Origin of the sequence: Roseateles sp. YR242, from assembly GCF_900109745.1 — a bacterium.
In the GTDB taxonomy this organism is placed as follows: Bacteria; Pseudomonadota; Gammaproteobacteria; order Burkholderiales; family Burkholderiaceae_C; genus Roseateles.
The window spans coordinates 1-22683 of the sequence record NZ_FOAV01000014.1 but is presented as its reverse complement, the minus strand read 5'-3'; the positions used below and the strand labels follow the sequence as shown (position 1 = coordinate 22683).

The 22683-nt window shown below is 64.5% G+C and carries 17 protein-coding genes; 8 read left to right on the top strand and 9 right to left on the bottom strand.

The window, feature by feature from the left end; genetic code table 11:
- The first annotated feature begins 183 nt into the window (after positions 1-183).
- Positions 184-1629, top strand: coding sequence for a glucose-6-phosphate dehydrogenase (gene zwf / locus BMY53_RS20895; RefSeq protein WP_092948435.1), 1446 nt, complete (start codon positions 184-186; stop codon positions 1627-1629).
- A gap of 58 nt (positions 1630-1687) precedes the next feature.
- On the top strand, positions 1688-2548 hold the full coding sequence (locus BMY53_RS20890) for a MurR/RpiR family transcriptional regulator (protein WP_092948512.1): 861 nt from the start codon (positions 1688-1690) through the stop codon (positions 2546-2548).
- Between the two features lie 87 nt (positions 2549-2635).
- Here BMY53_RS20890 and BMY53_RS20885 read toward each other — a convergent pair whose 3' ends face one another.
- The 6 genes from BMY53_RS20885 to BMY53_RS20860 all read right to left on the bottom strand — a co-directional run bounded on the left by BMY53_RS20885 (position 2636) and on the right by BMY53_RS20860 (position 6893).
- Entirely contained in the window at positions 2636-2950 is a 315-nt protein-coding gene (locus tag BMY53_RS20885) for an STAS domain-containing protein (RefSeq protein ID WP_092948434.1), read from the bottom strand.
- A 4-nt stretch (positions 2951-2954) separates the two neighbouring features.
- Positions 2955-3599, bottom strand: a complete 645-nt coding sequence (locus BMY53_RS20880) for an MlaC/ttg2D family ABC transporter substrate-binding protein (RefSeq protein ID WP_092948433.1) — start codon at positions 3597-3599, stop codon at positions 2955-2957.
- A 75-nt stretch (positions 3600-3674) separates the two neighbouring features.
- Complete coding sequence (locus tag BMY53_RS20875) at positions 3675-4721, bottom strand: MlaA family lipoprotein (protein ID WP_092948432.1); 1047 nt, start codon at positions 4719-4721, stop codon at positions 3675-3677.
- Positions 4718-5194: an outer membrane lipid asymmetry maintenance protein MlaD gene (gene mlaD, locus BMY53_RS20870; protein ID WP_092948431.1), complete on the bottom strand. Its 477-nt coding sequence runs from the start codon at positions 5192-5194 to the stop codon at positions 4718-4720. The genes BMY53_RS20875 and mlaD overlap by 4 nt, the downstream gene beginning before the upstream one ends.
- A gap of 77 nt (positions 5195-5271) precedes the next feature.
- Positions 5272-6051 carry a lipid asymmetry maintenance ABC transporter permease subunit MlaE gene (mlaE, locus tag BMY53_RS20865; RefSeq protein WP_092948430.1) on the bottom strand — a complete coding sequence of 260 codons (780 nt, stop codon included), beginning with the start codon at positions 6049-6051 and terminating at the stop codon, positions 5272-5274.
- Positions 6048-6893 (bottom strand): ABC transporter ATP-binding protein, encoded by an 846-nt coding sequence (locus BMY53_RS20860; protein ID WP_092948429.1) that lies wholly within the window; start codon positions 6891-6893, stop codon positions 6048-6050. The genes mlaE and BMY53_RS20860 overlap by 4 nt, the downstream gene beginning before the upstream one ends.
- A gap of 318 nt (positions 6894-7211) precedes the next feature.
- Here BMY53_RS20860 and BMY53_RS20855 point away from each other — a divergent pair, with 318 nt between their 5' ends.
- The 6 genes from BMY53_RS20855 to BMY53_RS20830 are packed head-to-tail and all read left to right on the top strand — an operon-like array spanning position 7212 to position 14436.
- Entirely contained in the window at positions 7212-7706 is a 495-nt protein-coding gene (locus BMY53_RS20855; RefSeq protein WP_092948428.1) for a type IV pilin protein, read from the top strand.
- Positions 7697-8323 (top strand): pilus assembly FimT family protein, encoded by a 627-nt coding sequence (locus BMY53_RS20850; protein WP_092948427.1) that lies wholly within the window; start codon positions 7697-7699, stop codon positions 8321-8323. Before BMY53_RS20855 ends, BMY53_RS20850 begins: the two co-directional genes overlap by 10 nt.
- Positions 8320-8733, top strand: a complete 414-nt coding sequence (locus BMY53_RS20845; RefSeq protein WP_092948426.1) for a prepilin-type N-terminal cleavage/methylation domain-containing protein — start codon at positions 8320-8322, stop codon at positions 8731-8733. Before BMY53_RS20850 ends, BMY53_RS20845 begins: the two co-directional genes overlap by 4 nt.
- A 2-nt stretch (positions 8734-8735) precedes the next feature.
- A complete protein-coding gene (locus BMY53_RS20840; protein WP_092948425.1) occupies positions 8736-9965 on the top strand; it encodes a PilW family protein in 1230 nt (409 codons plus the stop codon).
- Positions 9962-10609 (top strand): pilus assembly PilX family protein, encoded by a 648-nt coding sequence (locus tag BMY53_RS20835; RefSeq protein WP_092948424.1) that lies wholly within the window; start codon positions 9962-9964, stop codon positions 10607-10609. The genes BMY53_RS20840 and BMY53_RS20835 overlap by 4 nt, the downstream gene beginning before the upstream one ends.
- A gap of 8 nt (positions 10610-10617) precedes the next feature.
- The gene (locus tag BMY53_RS20830) at positions 10618-14436 is read left to right on the top strand and encodes a pilus assembly protein (protein WP_092948423.1); all 3819 of its coding nucleotides are present in this window, start codon (positions 10618-10620) and stop codon (positions 14434-14436) included.
- Positions 14437-14596: 160 nt separating this feature from the next.
- On the opposite strand, the gene BMY53_RS20825 is transcribed toward BMY53_RS20830, so the two are convergent.
- The 3 genes from BMY53_RS20825 to BMY53_RS20815 form a co-directional block, all read right to left on the bottom strand.
- Positions 14597-16072, bottom strand: a complete 1476-nt coding sequence (locus BMY53_RS20825) for a glutamate synthase subunit beta (protein ID WP_092948422.1) — start codon at positions 16070-16072, stop codon at positions 14597-14599.
- Positions 16073-16119: 47 nt separating this feature from the next.
- Positions 16120-20907: a glutamate synthase-related protein gene (locus tag BMY53_RS20820; protein ID WP_092948511.1), complete on the bottom strand. Its 4788-nt coding sequence runs from the start codon at positions 20905-20907 to the stop codon at positions 16120-16122.
- Positions 20908-21096: 189 nt separating this feature from the next.
- A complete protein-coding gene (locus BMY53_RS20815) occupies positions 21097-21798 on the bottom strand; it encodes a transposase (protein ID WP_092948421.1) in 702 nt (233 codons plus the stop codon).
- Positions 21799-22683: the final 885 nt, after the last annotated feature.

Sequence of the window (22683 nt, the reverse complement as noted above, 5' to 3'; positions counted from 1 at the left end):
GAACCGGACTGGCGCGCTTCCCCGGACGCCCACCGATCCCCTTCATGGGTGCACCCGAATGCTCCTGGGCGCACCGTGAGGCGGATTGACCGTCCGAAGAAACTGCGGCATCATAAATCCGGTAACTTCGTTACATCAAGACGTCAGCCAACTTCCGCGCTCCCTCGCAGGGGCGCCGCGCACATGTCCTTCGATCTCGTCCTTTTTGGTGGCACTGGTGACCTGACCTGGCGAAAGCTCATGCCAGCGCTGTTTCAGGCCTTCCGGCACGGCAAGCTGCCTGAGAACGGCCGCATCCTGGCCGTGGCCCGGGACGAAATGCCGGACGAGCGTTATCGCGAATGGCTGAAAGAACGCTTCCGGGAAGTGGACGAAGGCAAGCGCCCCTCGGACGAGGAATTCGAGCGTTTTGCGGCCCTGGTGCACTACCGCCGCATGGATCTGTCCCAGCCGGACCACTACCAGCGCCTCAAGGAATGGCTGGGTGAGCGCAACGCCGATACCGTGGTCCTGTACCTGGCCACCAGCCCTCATCTCTTTACCCAGATCTGCGAGCAACTCGGTGCCGCCGGCCTGAACGGCCCGAAAGTCCGCGTGGTGCTGGAAAAGCCCCTGGGTCATGACCTGGCCAGCGCGCAGCAGATCAACCGCGTCGTGCGCAGTGTCTTCGATGAGACGCAGGCCTTCCGCATCGACCACTATCTGGGCAAGCCCTCGGTACAGAACCTGATGGCGCTGCGCTTCGGCAACGCCCTGTTCGAACCGCTGTGGCGCCGGGACAGCATCGCCAACATCCAGATCACGCTGGCGGAATCGCTGGGCGTGGGCACCCGCGGCCCGTTCTACGACGGCACCGGTGCGTTGCGCGACATGATCCAGAACCATGCGCTGCAACTGCTGACCATGATTGCGATGGAGGCCCCCTCCAGCAACGACGCCGACGCCATCCGCGACGAGAAGCTCAAGGTGCTGCGCTCACTCAAGCCGTTCACGCCCGAGACGGTGGCGCGCGACGTGGTGCGTGGCCAGTACCGCGCCGGCACGTCCGAAGGCAAGCAGGTGCCGGGCTACCTGGACGAATCCAAGGTACCGGCAGGCAGCCACACCGAGACCTTTGTTGCGCTGCGCACCGAAGTGCAGAACTGGCGCTGGGCCGGCGTGCCCTTCTACCTGCGCACCGGCAAGCGGCTCGCGGCGCGGGACGCCCAGATCGTCATCAACTTTCGCCCGGTACCGCACCCGATCTTCCCGGGGGGCAGCTGCCCCAACCGCCTGATCATCAAGCTGCAGCCGGAAGATGGCCTGGAGCTGCAACTGATGGCCGCCAAGGGCGGATCCAGCTCCGAGCCGCTGAGCCCGGTGTCCCTGGACCTGGACTTCGACAAGGCCTTCGCCACCAACCGGGTGGGTGCCTATGAGCGCCTGCTGCTGGACGCCATCGCCGGACGACTGAACCTCTTTGTCCGCAGCGACGAGCAGGAGCAGGCCTGGAAATGGGTGGAGCCCATCCTGAACTACTGGAAAAGCGACAGCACCGGGCCGCGCACCTATGTGGCGGGCACCTGGGGGCCGCCGGCCGCCAGCGCACTGGTGGCGCGTGACGGGCATTCCTGGATCGAAGAGTGCTGAGCCCTCACCCGCATGGGCCTCTTCGCCCACGGGCGCCTCAGGAGCGCCTGACATGAGCATGCTGGAACGTATCAAGGCCGCACTGCCGGCCTTGCCGCCCGCCGAACAGCGGGTGGCCAAACTGCTGCTCGCCGATCCGCGCGCTTTCGCCAGCCTGCCCGTCAGCGAGTTGGCGGACCGCTCGCATGTGAGCAAACCGACAGTGGTGCGCTTTTGCCGCAGCGTGGGGTATGACGGCCTGGCCGACTTCAAGCTGAAGCTGGCGGGCAGCGTCAACGAAGGCGTGCCCTTTGTGCACCGCGCGGTGGACGAGGACGACAAGCCCGGCGATCTGATCGTGAAGGTGGTCGACAACGCCGTTGCCGCACTGCTGCACTACCGCAACGATGCCGCCAGCCATGCCTTCGACCGGGCCATTGGCGCGCTCTCCGAAGCCGGCAGGCAGCAAAAGCGCATCGAGTTCTACGGCGTGGGCAATTCCGGCATCGTCGCCATGGATGCCCAGCACAAGTTCTTTCGCCTGGGCGTGAACACCTTCGCCTGCAGTGACGGCCACATTCAGCTGATGAGCGCCACCATGCTGGGCGCTGGCGATTGCGCGGTAGTCATCTCCAACTCCGGCCGCAGCCGCGACTTGATGGACGCCGCGGAGATCGCGCGCAAGAAGGGCGCCACCACCATCATCATCACCGCCAGCGGCTCACCGCTGGCACAGATGGGGCAGTTGCCCGGCCAGGTGCTGCTGGCGGTGGACCACCCGGAGGACTACGACCGCTACAGCCCGATGGTGTCGCGCCTGCTGCACCTGATCGTGGTGGACATCCTGACGACCGGCGTGGCGCTGCGCCTGGGCGAAAACCTTCGCCCCATGCTGCAGGAGATCAAGAAGAACCTGCGCAGCAAGCGTTACGCACAGTAGTCGCCGGCACACCCGCTGTTGTCGCGATCGCCAAAAACAAACGGGGCGTCAGGCCCCGTTGGTGTTGCTGCAGAAGTGAAAACCGCGTCAGGCTTCCACCTCATGCGGGGGCGCATCAGCCCAGAACAGCGATTCCAGGCCGTAGACCCGCGCGAGCTCGCGCAACTTGCGGGGCGGCTGCAGCAATTCCAGTTGCCAGTCGTTCTGGCCACACATGCGCAAGGCGCTGAGCAGCAGGCTGAGCGCGGCGGAGTCGAAATCGTTCAACCCGCTCGCGTCCAGGCTGACGGACCGGCCGGCGGCATTGCCGACCTGGACCATCTCGGCGCGCAATGCGCCTTCGAGCTGAGCCCAGACCTGCGGCACGTTATCCATGCGCAGCCGGGCAGGCAGCTTCAGCATCGCCTCAACCCTTCTTGGGTGCCGAAGCGGCCGGGGCCGGCTTGGCGTTGCGCTCAGCCAGCGCCTTGATCAGGCCATCGATGCCCTTGGCATTGATTTCCTGGGCGAAGCTGTTGCGGTACTGATCGGCCAGCCAGATGCCCAGCACATTCACGTCATAGATCTTCCAGCCAGCGTCGGTCTTCTCCAGACGGTAGTCCAGCTGGATCGGGTCTCCACGGCCGCGGATCTCGGTGCGCACGACCACTTCCGTATCCTCCGGCGCTGCGCGCAGGGGCTTGAGGGCAATGGTCTGGTCACGCACTTGCGTCAGGGCACCGGCGTAGGTGCGCACCAGCAGGGTCTTGAATTCGTCCTGCAGGCGTTGCTTCTGCTCCGGGGTGGCCTGGCGCCAGAAGCGCCCCACCGCCGAGGCCGTGATGCGCTGGAAGTCCACGTGCGGCATCACCTTGGTGTCCACCAGCTCCATGAGCTTGTTGACATCGCCGCTCTGGATGGACTTGTCGGTCTTGACCGCATCCAGCGTCTCGATGGAGAGCTGTCGGATCAGTTGATCGGGGGCGCTGCCGTCAGCGGCAAAGGCAGCCAGCGGGCTCACGGCGGCCACAGACAGGGCCAGCTTCAGCAACAGGCGTTTGGTGGAAATCATGCTTGTCCTTTCTCTCTAGGCAGGGACATGGCTACAACGTGCCAGGTCCATGATGGGTGTACCGGCTTCCGCGCCTCAGGGCGTGGCCGGCTTCTCGTCCGGGGTGATGACTTCGTAGTCGTCTTCCTCGTCGTCGCTGCTGGAACGCGCCTTGATGGTGCGGCGCTGCATATAGGCGTCGCGGACAAAGGTGTACTTGTCCAGCGCAATGCCATCCAGCATGTCCGTCACCTTCAGCAGGCCGGCACGGGTGTTGATGAGTTGCAGGGCGGAGATGGCCACCTTGTATTCGCCGTCATCAAACAGATAAGCCGGCGAGTAATAGATATTGACGGGCAGCGTCACCGAATCCCGCAGGTTCGACGGGCCAAGCAGCGGCCAGACGATGTAGGGGCCGGTCTTCACACCCCAGTAGCCCAGGGTGCGGCCCAGGTCTTCGGAGGTCTTCTCCAGGCCCGCCGGAGTGGCGATGTCGATCAGGCCAGCCAGACCCAGCACGCTGTTGACGGCCACCCGCATGGTCTGCTGGGCACCGGTCTTGAACCGCCCCTGCAGGAACAGGTTGACGGCCGACCATGCGTCCGAGAAATTGCCGAAGAAGTTGTCCACCGCCTGGCGCGCCGGTGACGGCACCAGCTGGCTGTAGGCCGTGGCGACAGGACGCAGCACGTTCTCGTCCAGCTTCTCATTGAAATGGAACACCTTGCGGTTCCAGCCTTCCCACGGGTCCAGCCGGTTGCGCACACGCGGGCCGGGCGCCGGCAGCGGGGCGTCGCCCTGCTGCACGGCCTGTGCAGCCTGACCGGCCTGGCCGGCAGCAGCGGGCACTTTGGTGTCACCAGCGGCGCCTTCAGCACCGGAAGCGGCCGATGCAGGCGCGGCAGCGGGCGCTGCCGATTCGGCGTCGGTGGCCTCGGCGGGCGGCGGCACCGCAGCGGCGCCTGCGGAGGCGTCCGCGCCGGAAGCGGCCTGGTCGGCGGCTTCAGCCGCCTGGGCCTGCCCCTGTTCCAGCGCGGCGTCTGGTGCCGCGTTGGCGTGCGCTGCCGGGGCCGCCAAGGCGGCGGCCAGCAGTGCAGCGCTCAACCACCCGGCACGCAGGTCGAAGGAGACGTTGTGCGTCATTTGTTCTCTCCCGAAGAAGCATCGGCCGCCTTGTTATAGAGGAATTGGCCGATCAGGTTTTCCAGCACGACAGCGGACTGGGTCTGCTTGATCATGTCGCCCGCCGCCAGATTCTTCTCGTCAGCCCCCGGCTCCAGGCCGATGTACTGCTCACCCAGCAAACCGGAGGTCAGGATCTTGGCCGAGCTGTCCTTGGGAAAGGCGACACCCTGGTTCAACTTCAGTACCACACGAGCCTGAAAGCTCTTGTCGTCGAAGCTGATCGAATCCACACGGCCGACCACCACACCAGCGCTCTTGACGGCGGCGCGGGGTTTCAGGCCGCCGATGTTGTCGAACTTGGCGGTGACGGTATAGGTGTCTTCCAGGTTCAGGCTGAGCAGATTGCCGGCCTTCAGGGCCAGGAACAGCAGCGCCGCGCCGCCAAGCAGCACAAAGAAACCGACCCAGGCGTCATAACGAGAGGATTGCATCTGCAACTCCGGATCAAATCGAAATCAAAACGAAATCAAAAAATACGCGAGACAGCGGACCAGGCGTTGGCGCCCGCTCAGATCGAAAACATCATGGCCGTCAGCATGAAGTCCAGGGCCAGCACGGCCAGCGAGGAAATCACCACCGTCCGTGTGGTGGCCTCGGAAACGCCTTCCGGCGTGGGCTTGCAGGCATAACCTTGCAGCAGGGCCACGAAGCTCACCGTCAGGCCAAACACCAGGCTCTTGACCACGCCGTTGCCCACATCGGCAAAGACATCCACGTTGCCTTGCATCTGGGACCAGAACGACCCCGAGTCCACACCGATGAGCGGCACCGCCACCAGCCAGCCGCCCACGATACCGATGGCCGAGAACACGGCCGCCAGCAAGGGCATGGCAATGAAACCGGCCCAGAACCGCGGTGCAAGGACCCGCTTGATGGGGTCCACCGCCATCATTTCCATCGCGCTGAGCTGTTCACCGGCCTTCATCAGGCCGATTTCCGCGGTCAGGGATGTGCCGGCGCGCCCGGCAAAGAGCAGTGCCGCCACCACGGGGCCCAGCTCACGCACCAAGCTGAGTGCCACCAGCAGGCCCACTGCTTCGGCCGAGCCGTAGCGCTGCAGCGTGTAGTAGCCTTGCAGCGCCAGCACGAAGCCGACAAACAGGCCGGACACGCCAATGATGGACAGCGAGCGGTTGCCCAGGAAGAAGATCTGTTCGCGCACCAGCACAAACCGGCGCAGGCAGGTGCCCAGGCCCAGCACCAACTGAGCCAGCAAACGGGCGGAGGAGCCCCAATCGACCAGTTTGAGCCTCAGGCCACGCCCGATAGCGGTTGGCAGGGCCTTCATGCGGCCTCCTCGGATTCAGGCATGCCGAAATCGGCCTGCACGGAGGGCGCGGGCTGATGGAACCGCACGGGGCCATCAGGCTGGGCATTGACGAACTGGCGTACCAGCGGGTCGTCGCTGGAGCGAAGTTCGTCCGGTGTGCCCTGGGCCACCACACCGCCGTTGGCCACCATGACCACATGGTCGGCGATGGCGAAGGTCTCGTGCAGGTCGTGGGTGACGATGACGCTGGTCAGGCCCAGCGCGTCGTTCAGGTCCCGGATCAGGCGGGCAGTCACGCCCAGCGAAATGGGGTCCAGGCCGGCAAAGGGCTCGTCATACAGCACCAGGTCAGGGTCCAGGGCGATGGCGCGGGCCAGGGCCACCCGGCGCGCCATGCCGCCGGAGATCTCGTTGGGCATCAGGTCGCGGGCCCCGCGCAGGCCGACCGCGTTGAGCTTCATCAGGACCAGGTCGCGGATCATCGGTTCCGACAACGTGGTGTGCTCCCGCAGGGGAAATGCCACGTTCTCGAACACACTCAGATCGGTGAACAGCGCACCAAACTGGAACAGCATGCCCATGCGACGGCGCTGGGCGTAGAGCTGGTCCTGCGCCATGGGTGCGAGATCCTGCCCGTCGAACAGCACCTGGCCGGCCTGGGGCCGCAGTTGCCGCGTCAGCAGGCGCAAAAGCGTGGTCTTGCCGCCGCCGGACGAGCCGATCAGCGCCAACACCTTGCCGCGGGCAAGGCTCAGATTGACGTTGCTCAGGATGACGCGATCTGCATATCCGCAGGTCACACCCCTTACTTCAATCAGAGGACCAGCTGGAGTTGTGGGATGGGGATCGGTAAAGGCCATTGTTCAGATGTTCGGCGGGCGGGCGGCCGACCGGGAGCCGGGATCATAGGGTAAAGCCTGAATCGATGCCGGAGCTCACCCCGGGCGCTGAGGAATTGCGACAGTTCCGTGAAGCGCCTTGACGCCAGGAGGAAAACCGTGACGAACGCGGTGAAAGGCGGTGACCGTCCCCGCCAGGAAAAGCATTGTCTCTCCCCTGCCAAGTGTGACGAAGTTCACAAATCAAGCACCCCGCAAGACGGGCGGAACCCGAGGCGCGATGAGCGGACTGGTCTTCATCATGTCGATGTCGATAATTTCTGCAAACAGGAGTGATTCATGCTTGGGAACGCGCAATTCAAAGTTAAGAAGCTGGCAAATGCATGTCAGCGCGGTTTTACGCTGATCGAATTGATGGTGGTCGTGGCCATCATCGGCGTGCTGCTGGCGGTGGCCTTGCCCGCCTACAAGGACTATGTCCTTCGTGGTTCAGTGACGGACGCCATCACCGGCCTGACCAACATGCGGGCCGACATGGAACGGTACTACCAGGACTACCGCACCTATCAGGCCGTCGGCACCACCTCTCCGCCCTGCGCCGCCGTCAGCACGGGCATGGTGGTGGGCAAGTTCACCATCACCTGCCCGACCGCCGACGTGACCGCGTCGGCCTACAAGCTCACCGCAACGGGCAGCGGCAACGTCGCCGGCTTCACCTACACGGTAAACCAGCTGGATTCCAAGACCACCACGATCACCAACACCCCGGGCTGGAACACCGCCACCTGCACCGGCACGAAGTGGATCACGCGCAAGGGCGACTCATGCAATTGACACGCCGCCATCACCGCGGGCTGACCCTGCTGGAGCTGATGATCGTCGTGGCCATCATTGCCATGCTGAGCGCCTTGGCCATGCCGGGCCTGCGGGCCTGGTCCGCCAATGCGCAGCTGCGCACGACGGCCACCAGCCTGCAGGTGGCTGTCAAGCAGGCCCAGGCCGAAGCCTCCCGGACCTTCCGCCAGGTGGTGTTCTTCCGCACGGCGGCCACCACCTGCACCGGTACGGCGCAGGCGTCATCCACCGGCACGCGCTGGGTGGTGAAACTGCTGCCCATCGTCTCCACGGAAAGCGCCACGGTCGCGTTCTGCGGCAGCCTGACCGAAGCGGCGCCAACCGTGGCCGTGACCGGCCCGACGGCGGTCTGCTTCAGCGGTGCCGGCCGCCCGACAGCACTCGCCAGCGGCATCACCGGCGTGGGTGTCGCCTGCACCACCGGCACGGACAACCGGATCATTTACGGCGTGGACACCACCACCAGCACGGCCAATGTGAAGAAGCTGCAGGTGTGGATCAACCTGGGGGGTTCGGTGCGCACCTGCGATTCCAACCGTCTGTCCTCCGCCGCACCCGATGGGTGCCCTGCCGTCAACCAGACGCCTACGACATGAAGCCGACACTCCGCCCCCTGCCCCACCGGCGCCGTGCCCGTGGCATGACGCTGATCGAGATCCTGTGCGCCATCCTGGTCATGACGCTGGGCCTGCTGGGCCTGGTCTCCGTCATGGCCAAGGCCTCCCAGGCCACCGTGGCGACCGATGACGCCCAGCGTGCGGCCTCACTGGCCAACGAACTGGCCACGGAAATGTGGCTGCGTGGCTCGGTGAACGTGCCTGCCGCCACCCTGGCCGCCTGGAGGACCCGTGTGGCCAGCCCCACCGACATGGGGCTGGCCACCGGTGTCGGCTCGGTCACCCAGCCGAACACCAGCATCAATTACGCGCGGATCCTCATCACCTGGCAGCCGCCAGGTTCGACGACTCCGCGCCAATATTTCACCGACGTGCGGCTGAACAACTGATCATGACCAAGCTTCGCTTCTTCCAGCCCGGTCAACGTGCTCGCGCTGCGCGCGGGTTCACGCTCGTCGAGCTGATGGTCTCCCTGGTGATCGGCATGGGCCTGATCATCACCATGGGTCTGCTCAGCAACAAGTTCGAGACTGCGAAGCGCGAAAGCGCGTCCTCCTCGGACATGTCGTCGACCTCGGCCTTCCTCAGTTACGACATCGACCGACAGATTCGCAGCGCTGGCTCCGGCTTCTCGACCAGTTGGTCCGATACCTACGGCTGCGAGCTGACCGCTTCTCGCAACAGCGCCCAGGCCTTGCCCGCGCCTGCAGCCTTCCCTGAACCGTTTGCCAGCGTGCCCCAGTCCATTCGCATGGTGCCTCTGGTGGTGTATCCCGTGGCGGCGGCGGCCTCCGCCACCGGCTCGGACGTCATTCAGGTGATGACCGGGACGGGCGGCGTGGGCGAAGTCCCCAATCCGCTGCGGACCAAGAGCGTGGCCACCAACATCATGCGGCTGACCTCCACCGTGGGCATACAGGCCGATGACCTGCTGCTCATCACCGACGCCGGTCGCCCCTGCATGCTGGAGCAGGTGTCCGCCTCCTACACCGGCACCAGCGACCAGGTGGACCTGGCCGGCGCCTACTACGCAGCGGTCATCAACGGCCAGGCCCTGAACGACCGGGCGACGGGCGCCAGCTACGCCAAGTCCTTCATCGTAGGCAACGCGACCAACAACAATCCGCCGCGCTTCAACCTGCTGGGGGTGAACGCCAGCAACCAACTGGTGCGTTATGACCTGCTGAATTTTGGCAACGGCGGTGCCTCGTCCACGGAGCCAGTGCCGCTGGCTGATGGCGTGATGATGATGCGGGTGCGCTATGGCATCGACTCCACGGGCGACGGCATCATCGACTCGTGGGTTCGGCCGGACGCGGTCAACTACACCGCCACCGACATCACCACCAACCAGGCCAGGGCCCGACAGGTGATCGCGGTCAAGATCTCCATGGTGCTGCGTTCGGACACCATCGAAGACCAGAGCAGCAACACCAACCAGTCCACGACCCGGTCCACCTACTTCGTGGCGCCTCCGACCCTCAGGCTGTTCTCCAGCCTGGGTTCGGCCCTGCAGGACACCTACACGGTCGCGGACCGCCAGCGCCGCCACAACGTGGTGGAGTTCACCGTGCCGCTGCGCAACGTGCTTGCCAGCGTCAGAACGGCGATTCCGTCGTGAACACCCCGCATCCGCTCCGGCGCTCCAACCTCACCAACTCCATGCGCAAGCACTCTCCTCTTCCCCGCCGTCAGCGCGGCATCATCATGGTCATTGCGCTGATCACGCTCGCCATCATGATGGTGGGCGCGGTCGCGGCCCTGCGCGCGATGAATGCCACGCTGACCGGCGCCGGCAACGTCGGCATGAAACGCGACATGGGCAACCAGGCCGAAATCGCCCTGCGAAAGGCGATGGTCGGCTTGAACAGCGGCGTTGCGCTCACGAGCAACGCCACCTCGATCAACTACAGCGCCACCATGCTGCCCACCACCCCGGAAGGCATCCCCAATGCCTTGCTGGGCACCACGCCCACCACGGTCGGCGGTCTGGGCGCCGCTTCCAACGTGGTGGACCTCACCGCCGCTCCCGCCTACGGCACGGCCATCGCGCCGAAGGTCACCATGTACTACGTGATCGACCGCCTGTGCCGGGCCACCGGTGACATGGACACCGGCAACTGCCTCACACCGTCGAATCCCAGCCAGGGCACGGACGGTTCCGGCGGCATTCCGACCACCAGCAAACCCGTCTACCGCGTCACGGTGCGGGTCGATGGACCCCGCGGATCGCAATCGTTCTATCAGGCGACCTTGAGCAACTAAGGCCTCTCATGAACCAGTTCTCTTCCCTACCTCGCCGCATCGGCGCGGCCACGATGTTGGCCGGCATGTTGCTGTCCGGCACGGTACAGGCACAGACCACCCTGGCGAACCAGCCGGTGCTGGCCTCCACTGCAGCCCCGGGCAACCTGGCCCTGACGCTGTCGGTGGAATACCCAACGGCCGTCAGCAACACCCACCTGGATTCGACCTATGTGCCGGCGACCAACTACATCGGCTACTTCGACCCGGCGAAGTGCTACACCTACAACTACGACTCCGACGAGTCCAAGCGCTACTTCCAGCCCGCCGGCCTGGCGGGCACCAACCACGCATGCAGCAGCAAGTGGAGCGGCAACTTCCTGAACTGGGCCACGATGCAGACCATCGACCCGTTCCGGTGGGCGTTGACGGGTGGGTATCGCGTGCGGGATACAGCCACCGAGACCATCATCGAAAAGGCTTACGCCACGGGCCAGGGGGGGACCAGCAACTTCCCCGACCGGACGATGAAGACCAACATCACCACTGCCACGCCACTGTCCTGGGGCACGGTGAAGCTGCGCATCCAGGGCCTGGGCAACAAGCTCTGGTTCACTTCCACCGGCGACAACAACAAGGTTTCGACGGCTACAGCCTATGGTTCGACTGACAAGATGGCCGAGGACACCGTCTATGAGGTCAGCGCACGGGTGAAGGTGTGCGATTCCAGCACGGCGGCCGGCAGCCTGGAAGCCAACTGCGTGAAGTACGCCTCCGGCTACAAGCCCGAAGGGCTGATCCAGCAGTACTCGGACAAGATCCGCTTCAGCGCCTTCGGCTACCTGAACGATGCCACGCTGACACGCGATGGCGGCGCCCTTCGCGCACGCATGAAGTTCGTGGGCCCCACCAAGCCGGTGCCTGGTGCGGATCCGATCACCAACACGGTGGCGGAGTGGAACGGCACGACCGGCGTGATGATCACCAACCCGGACACCGCCGATGCGGCGGCGATGTCGACCTACTACGGCATCACCATCAGCAATAGCGGGGTGATGAACTACCTCAACAAGTTTGGCGAAATCACCCCCGGCTCCTACAAGACGTATGACCCGGTGGGCGAGCTGTATTACGCCGCGCTGCGCTACTACCGCAATCTGGGCAATGTCCCGGAGTATTCCGCCCCTGGCAGCGCCAGCACGTCCACCAAGACCACCTGGGCGGACGGTTTCCCGGCCATCAGCACCTGGGACGATCCCATTCTCTACGCCTGCCAGAAGAACTTCATTCTGGGCATTGGGGACGTGAACACCCACGCGGACCGGGACCTTCCCGGCGCCACCGGCAAGTCCGAACCCACCAAGCCGGCGACTGTCTCTGCCGATACGCTGGACACGGTGGCCTGGACCAACCGGGTTGGCGTGCTACAGGGCCTGGGGACCACGCTAGGCAGCACACAGCCTTACAACGGGTGCTGCAACAATAACGGTGCATTGATGGCGGGCATGGCGTATTACGCCAACACCACGGACATCCGTGCCGACATCACAGGCACGCAGACCATCAAGACCTATTGGCTGGACGTGCTGGAGTACCAGGCGTTCGAGGCCAACAACCAGTTCTACCTGGCCGCCAAGTACGGTGGTTTCACGGTCCCCACCGGCTTTGACCCTGCCACGGCCACGGCGGCGGATTTCTCCACCAACAAGAGCTGGTGGCATTCCGGCCCGGATACCGATACCGTGGGTTCGCAACTGCGTCCGGACACCTACTACACGGCCGCCAAGGCAGACACGATGGTGACGGGGCTGACCACCGCCTTCGCGTCCATTGCTGCGGCCATCCAGGCGCCCACCTCGTCGTTCCAGACAGCCGACAACACCTTGGACGTGGGTGAAGCCTCCTACGGCACCACCTACGACTCCAGCGGCTGGTCCGGTGACGTCTGGGCGGCACCTGTGGGCGCCATCGAAGAGGGCAAGCCGATCCAGTACAACCGGGTCAGCTGGAGCTTCTCGGACAAGCTCTACACCCAGATGGGCACGGATGGCCAGGGCTGGGATCGCCGCCGCATCGTGACCTACAACCCGACCACCGGCGCTGGTATACCCTTCCGGTATGACAGCCTGACGGCCGCGCAGAAGACGGCACTGGATCCCTCCTACACCTCTGCAGCCGACGGTGATCTCTACGTGAAGTACCTGCGTGGCGACCAGAGCCAGGAGCAGAACGCCGTCAGCACCAGCAGCAGCCGCGCCTACCGCGTCCGCACCGCCACCAAGATGGTCGGTGACATCGGCGAAGGTGGCGTGGCGGTGCTGGGCAAACCCTCCACCGAAGCCGGCAGACTGTCGGACGCGGCCAACCCGGGCTACGCCGCCCATGCCACCCGCTATGTGTCGCGCCCCAACATCCTGATTGCCGGCGACAACGCGGGCATGGTGCACATCATCAATGGTTCGCTGACGGCGGACGCTGCGGGCACCGAGCTCTTCGCCTATGTCCCATCGGCAGCCATCACCGGCCCGAGCGGCACGCCAAGCGCAGACGGCATGGCCGCTGTAGGCAACCCGAACTACGTCCACCACTACCTGGTGAACGGCTACTTCGCCGTGGCCGAAGTGGATTTCAAGAAGACGGCGGGCTCTACGGCCTCGGCCAATGACTGGCACAGCATCGTGGTGGGCGGCCTGGGCAAGGGCGGCCGCAGCATCTTTGCACTGGACCTGACCACGGCAGCTTCCACCAGCACGGAGGCAGGCGCTGCCAACAAGGTGCTGTGGGAATACACCGACACGGGGATGGGCTTCACCTTCGGCAAGCCGATCGTCACCAAGATGGCGCAATACGGCTGGGTGGTGGTGTTTGGTGCCGGCATGAACACGTCGGACGGCAAGGGGGCCTTCTACATCCTGAACGCCCGCACCGGCGCCCTGCTGCAACGTGTGGCGCTGCCGACCACTGGCACGTCGGGAACACTGGACGACGGCACCACTGCAGCACCGACGGGCCTGACCCACATCGGTGTGTGGCAACCGGACTCCACCGACCTCACGGCGGAAAGCCTGTACGCAGGCGACCTCCACGGCAACCTGTGGCGCCTGGACGTCTCGGGCACGGGCACCTTCCCCGCGCCTGTCAAGATTGCCAAGCTCACGGATGCCAGCAACAACGAGCTGCAGGTCACCAGCAAGCCTGTGATCCATGTGGACGACCTGGGTCGTCGCTGGGTGGCGGTGGGAACGGGCCAGTTGCTCAGTACCGATGACATCTCGCGTACCGCGCAGGACCGTTACTTTGCCATTCGCGATGGTGGCAACAACAGCTTTGCGACGGCGGCCAGCCTGCCGGTCGGTGTGTCCTGGCCCATCCGGGAGAGCAACACTACGCGTCACGACCTGCAGAACAACAGCACTACGGCCATGCAGGCGCCGTTGGCCAACGACAAGATGGGTTACTTCATCGACCTGCGGACGGCCACCGGCACCACCGGGTACCGTGTCATTGGTGAGGGTGATGGTTACGGCAACTATCTGGTGTACTCCGCCATTCAACCGACAGCGGCCAATGGCGGTTGCTCCACCACAGGCACGTCGTGGTCGGGTCTGATCGACCTGGTCACCGGGGTGGTCACGAATTACCAGGTCAATTTCCTGGTCACTTCGACGCGATTCGTGGAATTCGATGGCAAGGTCTTCGCCACCGTCTCCGGCAACGAAGCGCCTCTTGACCCGACGACTTCCACGGGCCTGACCACCAACAAGGACACCCCGCTGGGTGGTAACCTTTCGGGCTCGACGGGCTCCAGCCGCCTGATCAACTGGCGCGAAATCCCGCTGCGCAACTGATCCTGATCTGATCAGCCCCGCCAGACATCTGGCACCCCAACAAAGGCCTTCGTCTCACGACGAAGGCCTTTTTCATTGGCAGCGCGCCAACCACCCATGAAAAAGGCCTCCTGTCTTTCAACAGGAGGCCCTCTCGAACCAAAGACTGATCAGGAAGCGATCAGCGCGGCAAGTCACTCGTCCCCATCAGGAACTCATCCACCGCCCGCGCCGCCTGCCGGCCTTCCCGGATGGCCCAGACCACCAGCGACTGGCCCCGGCGCATGTCGCCGGCCGTGAACACCTTGCCCACGTTGGTCCGATATCCGCCGGTGAAGTCGGTAGACGCCTTGGCATTGCCACGCGCGTCCTTGGTCACCCCAAACGCGTCCACGATGGAGGCCACCGGCGACACAAACCCCATGGCCAATAGCACCAGGTCGGCCTGCAGCACCTGCTCGGAGCCTTCCATCTCGGTCATCTTGCCGTTGACCCATTCCAGGCGCACGGTCTTCACACCGGTGAGCTTGCCTTTCTCGCCGATGAACTCCTTCGTGGCGATCGCGAACTCGCGCTCGCAGCCCTCCTCATGGCTGGAAGAAGTCCGCAGCTTGATCGGCCAGTAAGGCCACGTCATCGGGCGGTCTTCCACTTCCGGCGGCTGAGGCAGCAGCTCGAACTGCGTCACGCTCTTGGCGCCGTGGCGGTTGCTGGTGCCCACGCAGTCGCTGCCGGTATCCCCGCCGCCGATCACGATCACGTGCTTGCCATCGGCCCGCATCTGGTTCTTCAGCTTGTCACCGGCATTCACCTTGTTCTGCTGTGGCAGGAACTCCATCGCGAAATGCACACCGGCCAGGTCACGCCCCGGCACCGGCAGATCGCGTGACTGTTCCGACCCACCCGCCAGCACCACCGCATCGAACTGCTCCAGCAGCTCGCCAGCGGACACCACGTCCTTGGCCCAGTTCGTCACCTTCGAGCCTTCCGGCAGATGGGCCACCATCACACCGGTGCGGAACACCACGCCTTCGGCTTCCATCTGCGCCACGCGGCGGTCGATGTGGCTCTTCTCCATCTTGAAGTCCGGGATGCCATAACGCAGCAGGCCGCCGACGCGGTCGTTCTTCTCGAACACCGTCACGCTGTGGCCCACCCGCGCCAACTGCTGCGCCGCTGCCAGGCCCGCCGGGCCGGAGCCCACCACGGCCACCGTCTTGCCGGTCTTCACCGGGGCCGGCCGTGGCGTCACCCAGCCCTCCGCCCAGGCGCGGTCGATGATGGCGTGCTCGATCGACTTGATGCCCACGGCGTCGTCATTCACGTTCAACGTGCAGGCGGCCTCGCAGGGTGCCGGGCAGATGCGCCCCGTGAACTCGGGGAAGTTGTTGGTCGAGTGCAGCACCGCGATGGCGCTCTTCCAATCCGTCTCGCCGCCCCGGTACACCAGGTCGTTGAAGTCGGGAATCACGTTGTTGACCGGGCATCCGCTGTTGCAGAACGGTGTGCCGCAATCCATGCAGCGGGCAGCCTGTACCTTCGCCTGCTCGGTGTTCAGGCCGATGACGAATTCCTTGTAATTCTTGAGGCGGACGGCAACGGGCTCATAGCCCTCTTCCAGCCGCTCGTATTCCATGAAGCCGGTGACTTTTCCCATGTCGGCGTTCTCCTGATCCTGATCTTGTCTCTGACGTCAGCGGCGCATCACACCTTCGCCTTGGCCGCAGGGGCCTTGGCTTGGGCGATGGTCACGGCGGTTTCCTTGGCGGCATTGATCTCGCCCAGCGCGCGGCGGTATTCGTTCGGGAACACCTTCACGAACTTGGCGCGCGACTCGGCCCAATGGTCCAGGATGTCGCGAGCGCGCTGGCTCCCGGTCCACCGATGGTGGTCCTCGATCAGCTTGCGCAGCAGCGCCTCGTCCGTCTTGCCTTCGCCGTCACCGGCGTGGTGCCAGATGGCGCGGTCCACGGTTGTTTCCTGTTCGTGGGAGGGCAGCAGCTTGTCCAGGGTCACCATGCTGGTGTTGCAGCGCTTGGCGAATTGGCCGTCCTCGTCGTAGACGTAGGCGATACCGCCACTCATGCCCGCCGCGAAGTTGCGCCCGGTCTTGCCCAGCACCACCACCGTGCCGCCGGTCATGTACTCGCAACCGTGGTCGCCGGTGCCTTCCACCACGGCGGAAGCGCCGGACAGACGCACCGCAAAACGCTCGCCACCCACGCCCCGGAAGAAGGCCTCGCCCTTGGTGGCGCCGTACATCACCGTGTTGCCCACGATGATGTTCTTGGTGGCGTCGCCGCGGAAGTCGATGGACGGACGCACCACGATGCGACCGCCCGACATGCCCTTGCCGGTGTAGTCGTTGGCATCACCGATCAGATAGAAGGTGATGCCCGATGCCAGGAACGCGCCAAAGCTCTGGCCGCCCGTGCCTTCGAACTGGATGAAGATGGTGTGGTCCGGCAGGCCTTCCGGCTTGCGGCGGATCAGCTCGCCCGAGAGCATCGCGCCCACGGTGCGGCGCACATTGGTCACCTCCTGCATGAACTGCACCTTCTCGCCCTTCTCGAAGGCAGGCAGGCACTTCTCGATCAGCTTCACGTCCAGCGCGCGCTCCAGGCCGTGCTCCTGACGGTCGTTGTGCAGGCGGGCGACTTCGGCCGGCAGTTCCGGGCGGTGGAACACGCGGGTGAAGTCCAGGCCCTTGGCCTTCCAGTGGCTGATGCCCTTGCGGGTATCGAGCAGGTCGGACCGGCCGATCAGTTCGTCGAACTTACGAATGCCCAGTTGCGCCATGATCTGGCGGGCTTCCTCGGCCACGAAGAAGAAGTAGTTGACGACGTGTTCCGGCTGGCCGCTGAACTTCTTGCGCAGCGCGGGATCTTGCGTGGCCACACCCACCGGGCAGGTGTTGAGGTGGCACTTGCGCATCATGATGCAGCCTTCGACCACCAGCGGTGCGGTCGCAAAACCGAACTCATCCGCGCCCAGCAGCGCGCCGATCACCACGTCGCGGCCAGTCTTCATCTGGCCGTCCGCCTGCACCCGCACGCGGCCACGCAGGCGGTTCAGCACCAGCGTCTGCTGGGCTTCCGCCAGGCCCAGCTCCCACGGCGTGCCGGCGTGCTTGATGGACGACCAGGGCGAGGCGCCCGTGCCGCCGTCATGGCCGGCGATGACCACGTGGTCGGCCTTGGCCTTGGCCACACCGGCGGCAATCGTGCCCACGCCCACCTCGGACACCAACTTGACCGAGATGTCGGCGCGCTGGTTGACGTTCTTCAGGTCGTGAATGAGCTGCGCCAGGTCTTCGATCGAATAGATGTCATGGTGCGGCGGCGGCGAGATCAGGCCCACGCCCGGCACCGAGTGGCGCAGGAAGCCGATGTACTCGGTCACCTTGCCGCCAGGCAGTTGGCCACCTTCACCCGGCTTGGCGCCCTGCGCCATCTTGATCTGGATCTGGTCGGCGCTCACCAGGTATTCGGTCGTCACCCCAAAGCGGCCGGAGGCCACCTGCTTGATGCGGGAGCGCAGCGAGTCACCGGCCTTCAGCTCGTAGTCCACCGCGATGACCTTGGGGCCCACGACGTCCGACACCTTGGTGCCGGCAGCGATGGGAATGCCCTTGAGCTCATTGCGATAACGCGCCGGATCCTCGCCGCCTTCACCGGTATTGCTCTTGCCGCCGATGCGGTTCATGGCCACGGCCAGCGTGGCGTGGGCCTCGGTGGAGATAGAGCCCAGCGACATCGCGCCGGTGGCAAAACGCTTGACGATGTCAGCAGCGGATTCGACTTCCTCCAGCGGCACGGCCTTGGCAGGGTCGAACTTGAACTCGAACAGGCCGCGCAGCGTCATGTGGCGGCGGCTCTGGTCGTTGATCAGTTGCGCATATTCCTTGTAGGTGTCGAACTTGCCGGAGCGGGTGGCGTGCTGCAGCTTGGCGATCGCGTCCGGCGTCCACATGTGCTCTTCACCGCGGGTGCGCCAGGCGTATTCGCCGCCGGCGTCCAGCATGTTTTCGAGCACCGGGTCGTCGCCGAAGGCGGCCTTGTGCAGGCGCAGCGCTTCTTCCGCCACCTCGAACACCCCGATGCCGCCCACCTGCGTGGGGGTGCCGCGGAAGTACTTGGCAACGAAGTCGCTCTTCAGGCCGATGGCTTCGAAGATTTGGGCGCCGCAATAGGACATGTAGGTCGAGATGCCCATCTTGGACATGATCTTCGACAGCCCCTTGCCCACCGCCTTGATGTAGTTGTAGATGGCCTTGTCCGGAGACAGGCTGGCCGGCAGCTCGGCGTGCATCGAGGCGATGGTCTCCAGCGCCAGATAGGGGTGAACGGCTTCGGCGCCGAAGCCGGCCAGCACCGCGAAGTGATGCACTTCGCGAGCGGTGCCGGTTTCCACCACCAGGCCGGCGGTGGTGCGCAGGCCCTCACGCACCAGGTGGTGGTGCACGGCGGACAGTGCCAGCAGCGCGGGGATGGCCACGCGGTCCGCACTCAGGCGGCGGTCCGTGATGATCAGGATGTTGTGGCCACTCCGGATGGCGTCCACCGTCTCGGCGCACAGCGAGGCCAGTTGCGCCTCCACCCCTTCGCGGCCCCAGGCCAGCGGGTAGGTGATGTCCAGCTCGTACGGTTTGAACTTGCCATTGGTGTGAGATTCGATGGCGCGCAGGCGGGCCATGTCCTCGAAGTCCAGCACCGGTTGCGTCACTTCCAGCCGCATTGGCGGGTTGATCGCGTTGATGTCCAGCAGGTTGGGCTTGGGGCCGATGAAGCTGTTGAGCGACATCACGATGTTTTCGCGGATCGGGTCGATCGGCGGGTTGGTCACCTGCGCGAACAGCTGCTTGAAGTAGTTGTAGAGCGGCTTGTTCTTGTCGGAGAGCACGGCCAGGGGCGAATCATTGCCCATGGAGCCAATGCCTTCTTCGCCGTTGGCGGCCATCGGTGCCAGCAGGAACTTGACGTCCTCCTGGGTGAAACCGAAGGCCTGCTGGCGGTCCAGCAGCGAGGTGGCAGCACCGGCAGCATCCTCGGCAGGCGCGGCCGCGGCGGCTTCAGGGGTGGGGACGTCGTGCAGCTTGACGCGCACGTTCTCGATCCACTGACGATATGGGCGCGCGTTGGCGTATTGGGTCTTCAGCTCTTCGTCATCGATGATGCGGCCCTGTTCGAGGTCGATCAGGAACATCTTGCCGGGCTGCAGGCGCCACTTCTTCACCACGCGGGATTCGGGGATGGGCAGCACGCCGGACTCGGAGGCCAGCACCACCATGTCGTCGTCGGTCACCCAATAGCGAGCGGGGCGCAAGCCGTTGCGGTCCAGCGCGGCGCAGACCTGGCGACCGTCGGTGAACACCATGGCGGCGGGGCCGTCCCACGGTTCCATCATGGCGGCGTGGTACTCGTAAAAGGCGCGGCGGCGTTCATCCATCAGCTCATGCTGTTCCCAGGCCTCGGGAATCATCATCATCGCCGCGTGCGCCAGCGGATAGCCCGACATGGTCAGCAGCTCGATGGCGTTGTCGAAGGTGGCGGTGTCGGACTGGTGTTCGAAGCTGATGGGGTACAGCTTCTTCAGGTCGTCGCCCAGCACTGGCGACTTCATCACCCCTTCACGGGCACGCATCCAGTTGAAGTTGCCCTTGACGGTATTGATTTCGCCGTTGTGGGCGACCATGCGGTAGGGGTGGGCCAGCGGCCATTCCGGGAAGGTGTTGGTGGAGAAGCGTTGGTGCACCAGGGCGATGGCGGAGACCACGCGGGGGTCGGCCAGGTCCTGGTAGTACTTGCCCACCTGATCGGCCAGCAGCAGGCCTTTGTAGATGACGGTGCGGCAGCTCATGCTGGGCACGTAGTACTCGCGGCTGTGCGTCAGCTTCAGCGCCTGGATGGCGCTGGAGGCGGTCTTGCGGATCACATAGAGCTTACGTTCGAGCGCATCGGGGACGATGATGTCCGGGCCGCGGCCGATGAAGATCTGGCGAATGATGGGTTCTTTCTCGCGCACGGTGGGCGACATGGGCATGTCGCGGTCCACGGGCACATCGCGCCAGCCCAGCAGCACCTGGCCTTCAGCCTTGATGGCGCGGGCCAGTTCCTGTTCGCAGGCCAGGCGGGAGGCATGTTCCTTGGGCAGGAAGATCATGCCCACGCCGTATTCGCCGGGGGGCGGCAGCAAGACGCCTTGCTTGGCCATTTCTTCGCGATAGAAGTCGTCCGGGATCTGGATGAGGATGCCCGCGCCATCGCCCATCAGCTTGTCGGCGCCCACGGCGCCACGATGGTCGAGGTTCTCCAGGATCTTCAGGCCTTGCTGAACGATGTGGTGGTTCTTCTGGCCTTTGATGTGGGCCACAAAACCCAGGCCGCAGGCGTCCTTCTCATTGGACGGGCGGTACAGCCCGTGTTCAGCGAGCGCGCGGATTTCTTCGGCGGAGGTCTCCGTGGAGGGATTGACGCCTGACGCCGAGGCCATGGACGACACCGAAGACATTGCGGTGGATGGGGCGGCGGGATGCGCCTGACGATCTTGAGCTGCCGACATCGGTGGCCTCCAGGGGGTCTATGACAAACTCGCGCAGATTACTGCTGTCACCTAGCGCACACAAGCAGAACTAAATGGGGTCAGTGTCGAATTATCGTCAGACGGAAGCAGCGTTGCTCATTAAATGGGGACAGATTTAATCTTGGGAGGGCGGCCTCGGGGTCTTGGGCTGGTGGGGCGGGCGCTCAGATCACCGAGTGAGGCCAGAAATGCGGCGGAGCCAAGTGGCCAGCCTTTGATGGCGGCATCGACGATGCGCTTGCGTTCTGATTCCACCTCGCCCTCTTCGAGCCAACGCCGCCAAGTCAGTTCGCGTTCGAAAGGGGTGTTGCCCAAGGCCCAGAAACCTGGCGGGTCGGTGATCAATGGGTCGCGGCGGCGGCCCAGGTGGTGGGCTGCGGATGACCACGGGTAATCGGCCGGCTCGGTGGCGAGGCCGGCGCGCAGGGGATTCAGTTCGAGGCTGCGCATCAGGGGTAGCAGGAAGGTCGCGGCCTCAACGGGAGCGGCTCGGAATCGCCCCTCCCAGAGCGTACCGACACGTTGGTGACGCTGGTTGTAAGCCGCCACATATCGGCGGCCCAGGGCTTGCATCATGCGGCTCAAGCCCTGGTCGGTGGTGGGCGTGGCCAGGAGGTGGAGGTGGTTGGGCATCACCACATAAGCGTGGATGGCGACCTTGTGGGTGGCAGCACAGTCCTGCAGCGCGGCCATCAAGGCGCGGCGGTCGTCGTCATCCTGGGCGATCAACTGCAGGTTGTGGCCTCGGTGGATGATGTGGTGGAGGTGGTTGGCCAGTGCCAGTCTTGCGAGTCGTGCCATATCTGAGGAGCTTGGTTGCGTTGTGCAATCTGTCCCTATTATTTCTGATATGGCTGGGTTTGGATTCAGGGCTTGGTGTTGTCCCCTGCCTGCGCTGTAAGGCGTCGCTTCGGCACCCTTTCCTCGGTGGCTCAGTTTTTGTTCTCCTACGCCGGAAAGCGCCGCTTCCTCACCTCTTCGTCCATGGCCCGTTTGGTCCCCTGCCTGCGCCGGAAAGCGCCGCTTCGGCTCCCTCTTCGTCCATGGCTCGTTTGGTCCTCTGCCTGCGCCGGAAAGCGCCGCTTCGGTACCCTTTTCCTCCATGTCCCTTCTGTCTGGCTTCGCCAGCCATTCATTCCTTGACTTACGGAAAAGGGCACCGAACCGTCACTTTCCCAAAGCAAGGACCACCCAGAAATACCATCCGTGCCCGTCGGGAGGAAGGCGGCGAAGTAAGGTAGCCGTCTGTTCTCGTTACTGCCGGCAATGACTATCGTGAAACCACATTCGTACGTCGGGGCGTTAATGCGACGAAATAGGGCAACCGTGAGGACTTGGTAGCAGGAAGCAATGACTACCCAGAAGCGTCATTCGTGCCGCTCCTGGCGCGAGAGCGGCGAAGTTTGGCAGCGGTGTGAGGACTTGGTATGCCGGTGGGGGCGCAAGGGCGGTGGCGTAGGGCAGTCGTGGGGGGGCTCGGTGACGGGAAGCGGCGATTCGGGGGCTGTTTACGTAAGTCAAGACACCGTTCTAAGCGTCAAGTCTCTTCGATCGAGATTTGGTGGGGGTTGAAGGGCTGCTTGGACTTGAGCACGCCGTAGACGATGGCCAGCAGCTTGTGCATGCAGGCCTCGACGATCAGCTTACCGGGTTTGTTCTGAGCCTTTAGACGCTGCCAGAACCTCG

What these genes read in the sequence shown, in the direction of transcription:
- zwf (WP_092948435.1), top strand. Translation starts at nt 184, where the DNA reads ATGTCCTTCGATCTCGTCCTTTTTGGTGGCACTGGTGACCTGACCTGG.
- BMY53_RS20890 (WP_092948512.1), top strand. Translation starts at nt 1,688, where the DNA reads ATGCTGGAACGTATCAAGGCCGCACTGCCGGCCTTGCCGCCCGCCGAA.
- BMY53_RS20885 (WP_092948434.1), bottom strand. Translation starts at nt 2,950, where the DNA reads ATGCTGAAGCTGCCTGCCCGGCTGCGCATGGATAACGTGCCGCAGGTC.
- BMY53_RS20880 (WP_092948433.1), bottom strand. Translation starts at nt 3,599, where the DNA reads ATGATTTCCACCAAACGCCTGTTGCTGAAGCTGGCCCTGTCTGTGGCC.
- BMY53_RS20875 (WP_092948432.1), bottom strand. Translation starts at nt 4,721, where the DNA reads ATGACGCACAACGTCTCCTTCGACCTGCGTGCCGGGTGGTTGAGCGCT.
- mlaD (WP_092948431.1), bottom strand. Translation starts at nt 5,194, where the DNA reads ATGCAATCCTCTCGTTATGACGCCTGGGTCGGTTTCTTTGTGCTGCTT.
- mlaE (WP_092948430.1), bottom strand. Translation starts at nt 6,051, where the DNA reads ATGAAGGCCCTGCCAACCGCTATCGGGCGTGGCCTGAGGCTCAAACTG.
- BMY53_RS20860 (WP_092948429.1), bottom strand. Translation starts at nt 6,893, where the DNA reads ATGGCCTTTACCGATCCCCATCCCACAACTCCAGCTGGTCCTCTGATT.
- BMY53_RS20855 (WP_092948428.1), top strand. Translation starts at nt 7,212, where the DNA reads ATGCTTGGGAACGCGCAATTCAAAGTTAAGAAGCTGGCAAATGCATGT.
- BMY53_RS20850 (WP_092948427.1), top strand. Translation starts at nt 7,697, where the DNA reads ATGCAATTGACACGCCGCCATCACCGCGGGCTGACCCTGCTGGAGCTG.
- BMY53_RS20845 (WP_092948426.1), top strand. Translation starts at nt 8,320, where the DNA reads ATGAAGCCGACACTCCGCCCCCTGCCCCACCGGCGCCGTGCCCGTGGC.
- BMY53_RS20840 (WP_092948425.1), top strand. Translation starts at nt 8,736, where the DNA reads ATGACCAAGCTTCGCTTCTTCCAGCCCGGTCAACGTGCTCGCGCTGCG.
- BMY53_RS20830 (WP_092948423.1), top strand. Translation starts at nt 10,618, where the DNA reads ATGAACCAGTTCTCTTCCCTACCTCGCCGCATCGGCGCGGCCACGATG.
- BMY53_RS20825 (WP_092948422.1), bottom strand. Translation starts at nt 16,072, where the DNA reads ATGGGAAAAGTCACCGGCTTCATGGAATACGAGCGGCTGGAAGAGGGC.
- BMY53_RS20820 (WP_092948511.1), bottom strand. Translation starts at nt 20,907, where the DNA reads ATGGCCTCGGCGTCAGGCGTCAATCCCTCCACGGAGACCTCCGCCGAA.
- BMY53_RS20815 (WP_092948421.1), bottom strand. Translation starts at nt 21,798, where the DNA reads ATGGCACGACTCGCAAGACTGGCACTGGCCAACCACCTCCACCACATC.